Origin of the sequence: Bacteroides sp. RTP31139st1_H2_RTP31139_211217, from assembly GCF_040227615.1 — a bacterium.
Lineage (GTDB): Bacteria > Bacteroidota > Bacteroidia > Bacteroidales > Bacteroidaceae > Bacteroides > Bacteroides uniformis.
Window position 1 is genome coordinate 467 of record NZ_JBCNZM010000188.1, and the last position, 5,986, is coordinate 6,452.

At 55.1% G+C, this 5,986-nt stretch carries 10 protein-coding genes; 2 read left to right on the forward strand and 8 right to left on the reverse strand.

The window, feature by feature from the left end; genetic code table 11:
* Together ABUA47_RS21045 and ABUA47_RS21050 are read left to right on the forward strand one after the other, a co-directional pair.
* A partial coding sequence (locus tag ABUA47_RS21045; protein ID WP_349832001.1) for a DUF4116 domain-containing protein occupies positions 1-1,355 on the forward strand: 1,355 nt, incomplete at its 5' end.
* A 361-nt stretch (positions 1,356-1,716) separates the two neighbouring features.
* Positions 1,717-2,103, forward strand: coding sequence for a hypothetical protein (locus tag ABUA47_RS21050; protein WP_004295441.1), 387 nt, complete (start codon positions 1,717-1,719; stop codon positions 2,101-2,103).
* Positions 2,104-2,159: 56 nt separating this feature from the next.
* Here ABUA47_RS21050 and ABUA47_RS21055 read toward each other — a convergent pair whose 3' ends face one another.
* The 8 genes from ABUA47_RS21055 to ABUA47_RS21090 all read right to left on the reverse strand — a co-directional run.
* The gene (locus ABUA47_RS21055) at positions 2,160-2,363 is read right to left on the reverse strand and encodes a hypothetical protein (protein ID WP_004319138.1); all 204 of its coding nucleotides are present in this window, start codon (positions 2,361-2,363) and stop codon (positions 2,160-2,162) included.
* Entirely contained in the window at positions 2,347-2,526 is a 180-nt protein-coding gene (locus tag ABUA47_RS21060) for a hypothetical protein (protein WP_004319137.1), read from the reverse strand. The genes ABUA47_RS21055 and ABUA47_RS21060 overlap by 17 nt, the downstream gene beginning before the upstream one ends.
* Before the next feature lie 4 nt (positions 2,527-2,530).
* The gene (locus tag ABUA47_RS21065) at positions 2,531-2,797 is read right to left on the reverse strand and encodes a DUF6956 domain-containing protein (protein WP_004303780.1); all 267 of its coding nucleotides are present in this window, start codon (positions 2,795-2,797) and stop codon (positions 2,531-2,533) included.
* Positions 2,798-2,843: 46 nt separating this feature from the next.
* The gene (locus ABUA47_RS21070) at positions 2,844-3,161 is read right to left on the reverse strand and encodes a hypothetical protein (protein ID WP_018697395.1); all 318 of its coding nucleotides are present in this window, start codon (positions 3,159-3,161) and stop codon (positions 2,844-2,846) included.
* A 41-nt stretch (positions 3,162-3,202) separates the two neighbouring features.
* Positions 3,203-3,529: a hypothetical protein gene (locus tag ABUA47_RS21075; RefSeq protein WP_004295437.1), complete on the reverse strand. Its 327-nt coding sequence runs from the start codon at positions 3,527-3,529 to the stop codon at positions 3,203-3,205.
* A 40-nt stretch (positions 3,530-3,569) separates the two neighbouring features.
* Entirely contained in the window at positions 3,570-4,853 is a 1,284-nt protein-coding gene (locus tag ABUA47_RS21080; RefSeq protein ID WP_004303775.1) for a PcfJ domain-containing protein, read from the reverse strand.
* Between the two features lie 2 nt (positions 4,854-4,855).
* Positions 4,856-5,266 (reverse strand): PcfK-like family protein, encoded by a 411-nt coding sequence (locus ABUA47_RS21085; protein ID WP_009132163.1) that lies wholly within the window; start codon positions 5,264-5,266, stop codon positions 4,856-4,858.
* A gap of 45 nt (positions 5,267-5,311) precedes the next feature.
* On the reverse strand, positions 5,312-5,986 hold a 675-nt coding region (locus ABUA47_RS21090; protein WP_349832002.1), incomplete at its 5' end, for a hypothetical protein.

Below are 5,986 nucleotides of genomic sequence, written 5' to 3' on the forward strand. Positions count from 1 at the left end.
GCCTTTCGCTCGTGCCGGTGGAACTGCGCACGGAGGCAGTCTGCCTGCGTGCCGTCAGCGGGGACGGCATCCTGCTCCATGAAGTGCCGGAGGAGTTACGCACGGAACGGGTCTGCGAGGCCGCCGTGTCCTCGAACTACCTGGCGCTGGAGTACGTTCCGAAGCATCTGAAAACCGACCGTCTGTGCGGGATGGCGCTGGAGCGCGATCCCCTGGCCATCCGCTTTTTCAACCCCGAACAGCTCACGCCGGAGGTCTGCAACCGGGCGTTGATCCGTGCCGACGACCTGCGTGTCCTCCGCTATATCCCTTTCGAGGATATACACATGAAGGCGTTGGGGTTCTATTGCACGAATTACGAGAAGACCTTCGATTTTTTGCAGCACATGAACCCGGCACACGTCACGCCGAGGGTGGCCCGGGAGATCTTCGCCCTGGAGCCGGAGCTGTTCTACAACCTTCCCGACCACGCCAAGAACGAGGAGATGTGCCGCCGGGCCGTCGGGCACGACGGGAGCTACCTGCAATATGTCCCCGAGAAGTGGAAAACGCCGGAGTTGTGCATGGAGGCCATACGGCGCAGTCCCTATGCCATCGCCCACCTGCCCGAGAGCATGAAAAGCCCGGATCTATACATGAGCCTGGTGCGGGAGAACCCGCAAAACCTGAAAGGCGTCCCCCGCGAAGCCCGGACGCCGGAGATGAGCCGGGAGGCTTTCGAGCGTACCTACGGGAAGGACAAAACCGATTTCTCGGTTATCAGCGCGTTGAGCGACCCCGCCCTGGTCTTGCAGGTGTTCCGCGAGCAGGACGACCCGCAAAAGATACACCGGTTGATGAGTGTCCTGCACCTGAACCGCCGGCTTGTAACGGAGGAGGTGGCGTTGGAGGCCGTTCGCAAGGATGCGGGGGTGCTGTACGACATTCCCCAGACGGCCATCACGCCGCTCGTGGCCGATACGGCCGTGCGGGGCGACCCGAGGATGATCCAGTGGGTTCCGAGGGAGCTTCGCACGGCGGATCTGTGCCTCTATGCCGAGGCCACCCATCCCGAGTTGCGGGTTTACGTTCCCGACGAGATAGCAAAGGGACGTAATATCTATTCGTTCCACCGTCAGGTGGACGCGAAATTGCGGCAGCCGCTCGAATACGAACAATACAAGACCCTCTACTCGGGCGGCGCGGTGCGTGTGAACAACGTGTGGACGTCGGTTGCGGGTGAGATTGACTGCTGCGAGGTGCGTTACGACCGTAAGACGGAGAAACTCAAACTGCGGATCGTCGAACCGCCCAGGGAGAAGAAGGCGCAGCCGAAGGTCGCGCCCCGCAAACCCGCCCGGGGGCCGAAATTGTAGGACGGCGGGTAGTTCTTTGGCAGGAAGGTTGTTAAAAATCGCACGTGTTGTCGCCGATACCCGGATGAAATCGTTATATTTGCAATCGAATCCTCCGGCGGCGTGCCGCCGGGCGATTTACATACGGAAGGAACACATTATGGTGGGGCATTGAAAACAGCCAAATTTTAATCCGCTCGCAAAATAATGGGTAGTTCTCTTCTTCATCGTCGTGTCTATATGCGTCAAGCGTATGCGATAGCGGCGTGGGGAGAAATTATCTATCGAGTGGATGGGTGCTTGGCTGTACCTCAATGCCGGTATTTAACGTATTCTCACGCCTTTTTCGTATGGTATTTGTCTGAACCTAAAGAAAAGCGATATGGAAACGAAATCGACAAATGAGGTAAAGGGTGATTACGACCGGGTATCGGCGAGTGAATGCCTGGGGTCGCTAATCGAGTTGCACGGGATTGTCATGGAAGACGATCTGTTCGTCATTCCCGATGCGGATGGCACGGCAGTATTATACAATGACGGGAAGATACGTTTTGACGAGATCGCCGACATCGAGGTCGGCTCGGTGTTCGTGGGCATCCTGCTCCGCAACGGCTATCTGTTCTACCTTTCCCGTACCGAACCGCTCAAGACGTGCATATACACGCATGGCGGGTGGGGTTCAATCTCTGAAATTTCTCCCCGTGGCATTGCCGGACATATCGGGCGTGAACTGCACGGGAAGCTGGGCGACCATACGGCGGTCGATTGACGGGAAACAAAAAAATCGGACGGTTGTTATCGTCCGATTTTTTTCGCGTCGTATTTTCACGGCCGTTGCCCGCCGTGTTCCCGTTTCCGCCTTTGCAGGGCGAGCAGTTGCCGCAACATGTAGGCATGGTTTTCCCCCACGGTATGCCCCGAGGGCATCAGGTAGGGACTTGCGAGGCACTCCCGGCATTGGCGTACCGCCTCTTTTAAGTCGGTAACGGTTATTTCCGCTCCCGTGATGTCTTTAATCTTTGTTTCCATTCTTTTCTTGTTTTTTGGGTTCGTACCAACTGTCCCGGTAATTTTCTCCCACGAGCGAGAAAATTCCGCTCATGCCGCTTTCAGCGGCGAAATTTTTAGCTTCCCATATACCGGAAAACTCTCCCAGCAGCCGGTAGCCGATGAATAATTTGTACTTGCGCATGATTTTATCGTTTTTCCAGGTTGATAATCGGTGTGTTCTTTTGCAGCCATTCCTTCACGCTGTCCATGTTGTATTCGGATGTGATAACCGCCGTTCGGTCGTCGATTTCGGTGAAGCGCGTAGTTTCATACCCGTCGATCCACTGCTTCAGCGTGGCAACGCCCCACACCTGCGGGTCGTCGAACATGGTGTCGAGCCGCCCGATACCCTCGCCGAAGGTTACGAGCAGCGTTTCATAGGAGATTTCCTTGTTTACTTCATTCGTTTTCATATTCTCGCTTTTTACGGGCGGCTTTTGCCGCCCCGAAATTTTTTAATCAGATAAGTTCCACTTTAACCCTGCTCATGTTCGCCCAGAACACGCCGTTGCAGTAGTAGGCGTAGCCGTTATGCCAGTTGCTCCTGCGGCGTATCACGTCCTGCTCGGGTGGTCGTATCTCGATACTCGTGGTGTAGATGTTGTGTCCCACGGTAATGACGAGGTTGCACCTTCGCCATATCTCGGAATGGGTTCTGAACCCGTTTTTCCCCTCGACGAGCGCAAGGGCCGTCTTGACTGCTTCCCGAACTTCCCAATCCCACTCCCCGAAGGGTTTGAGCGGGCGTGCCATGTAGCTTTTATAGATGATTTTCATTGTTATATTTTTTTTGTAGGGCGGCTTTCGCCGCCCCGATTTTATAATTCGACAATCCTTTCCACTCTGCCGTACAACATGGAGCGTATGCTCGTCTTGTCCACGCCCTTGTATTCCGTGTAATGCCCGTACTGCTTTACCACGAATGTTTTCAGTACATCGACAAAGTTGAAACGATACCCTAAAAGCGGAATGGAGTCCTTGAAATAGGTGTTATGGTTTACCTCACGGGTAATCCAGTCTTTCTCCTCACGGGTGAGCGTTCCCCCGTCATTGAGCCGTTTGCGTAATATGTACGCTTTTGAGCCTGCAAGGCTTTCGAGTGCGGGAACGTCCCACGACACGAATTTATATGCTATTTGGTTCATTCTATTTTGTTTTTGCGGGCGGCTTTCGCCGCCCCGATTTTTATGCTGTCATTCGTTTCCGTATAAGGGACATGTTCCCCTTCATCAGTTTCAGTATTTGCCCGTGGTATGGGGTATTCTTGTTACACACGCCACGGCTCTGCACGACCTCCATGCGTTTTAGGGACACCTCTATCGTTTCGATACGTTTGCCGTCGATTGTAGCCGAGAGTATGAGCGAGTCGGCTTTCAGATAGTATTCGTTGGTAAACACGCAGTGGTGCATGGCCTCGCCCTCCTGCCGTATGGCTTCAACGCTGTCCAATACCTTGATGCGGATTTCCCCGTCGGAAAACTCCACTCCGAAAAACCGTCCTTTGGCTTTGACAAACGAGGCTTCCTGTTCCAACGCCTTGCGCCGTTCCTCCTGCCGCCGTTCCATTTGCATGTGCCGCCGTTTTTTAGCCATGTAGAGGTCATGCGCTGCGGGCAGGTCTGCGGGACACACGAAATGGGCGTTATGCAGGTCTTTCCCGAAAAATCGCAGCAGGTCGATGTAGTCGCACCATTCCGTCGGTTTCCCGATAGCGTACCCGTTACGGATGGCGATACGGATGGCCGGCCAATAGTCTGCGATATTGCGGGAGGAACGGGCGAAAAATCGCACGAGTGCCGTTTGTCCCGCTTTAAGCAGCGTTTCGGCCTTGTTCTCCGAGAGCAGCAGGTGGATAAGGTCGAAAGGGGTTACATCGGGGAGTTGTTTGCCGTAACCGCTTCGGCGCAGTTCGGGGATAAGCCGTTGCCGGGGATAGATGCGTGTGGGCGTGATGTTGTATTTCCCGTCGTTCTCCGCCCGCAGTTCCAATGCGCTCGACCAACTCCACCCGTGAACGAAGAAGCCCATCGGGCGCAGCCGTGCGAAGGTTGCGGAGCGTCCGTCGGGGGCAATCCACCGCTGTACGGCTTCGATATGGGTGTAAACGGGCGTCTGTCCCACTTTCGCCCAACACTCGATATAGACGAAGCGCAGGACTTGAAAACCCTTGCAGCGGGTTACGATGCACAAATACTCGTAATCGTTGAACTTGCGGCGCAGGGTGGTTTCCACTTTCAGCGTGGTGTGGCAGTGCGGACACTCGCACCCTAACAGATTGTCCGTGAGTTCTCCGTTTTCGCTCTGCCACGTGTGGCCGCACTCGGTGCAGGTGATAAGTCCTTTCGGCGTGCGGCGTCCGATATGCTCGATGCAGTTCTTGTACCCCCATTCGATTTGTGCGGGGGTAAGCGGCGGCAGGTGTTTGCTTGCCGCCACGACGTTCTGTTGGAATTTTGTTCTCGGTTTCATAACTAAAATAGACTGGGCATTAGTTTGTTATCTTCGATTTTCTTGGGTTTGGACTTGGCTTTCGCCAACTTGGCGTAGGCTTCGCTCTCGGCCTTCCGTATGGCGTTCCGCCGTGCCTCGGCTTTTTCCTCCTCGGTCAGTTCGACGGTGTGATTGACCACTACCTTGCAACTGACGGGTTTGCCGATGTCGATGTCCTCCTCGTCGTAATAGTGGAGTGCCATAGAGTATATTTCCTCGTCGGCAAACCCGTTGCAACCGCTCTGCCGTACTTGGTTGATGATGAAAGTGCAGCAATCGTCAATGTTCTTTTTCGGGTTGGCGTATCGGGGTGCGAAAAGTTCGTCCTCCCGTGCCCGTGCGTCGAGATAGTTCTGTATCGTCAGTTTGAAATAATCTGTTCCTTGTGCCATGATTTTTTGGTATTGTGGGGCGGCGAGCCACCCCGTGTTCAACATTTATTCGTCCTTTCCGAGAAGCCGTCGCACCTCGTCCTCTTTGGTCTTTTGGAAAATCCATCCCGCTTTCTTCTGCCCGTCATGCGTCAGCCGTGCGTTGAAGCGTCCCCCGAGTGCGTGAAGGGCGTCCTTGACGGGCTTGGTGTCCCCGAATACGGCTATCGCCTTCTCGGAATAGTCCACGATGATAAACCCGCCTTGCACGCTCGTTTCAGTGCGTTCCGCCCGTTTTTCGTCTTTCGGCTCGGGCAGACATATATTCTCCTCGTTTCCTGCGATATATGCCAGCCTGTCGATGTACCCTTCACGGGTGTAGTGGGTCAGTTTGCAGACACTCCACCCGTATTTCGGACTTTTGCCGAGCGTGAAAACGGGATAGCGGTGTTCGTTCTTGGGGTCGTATTCGGAGAGGTGCGCCGTTTGCGGGAAATTGGCCGCCGCCTTTCTCAACTCCCCGAAGCCGTTGCGGGAGGTGGCCGAAAAGCCGAGAATGACGGTACGCACGCTTCGGGTGGTCGAACACTCGTAAGAGGGGTCAGTGTATTCCGTTTCGTTGAGTTCGGCGATGATTACGCCCTGCACCCCTTCGGGCATGATGCGGCGTAACCTCTGCGCTCCTATTTCCGCTATGCGGTCATGCTCGGCTTTCTCTTTGGCGGCGGCGATGGCCTGCGC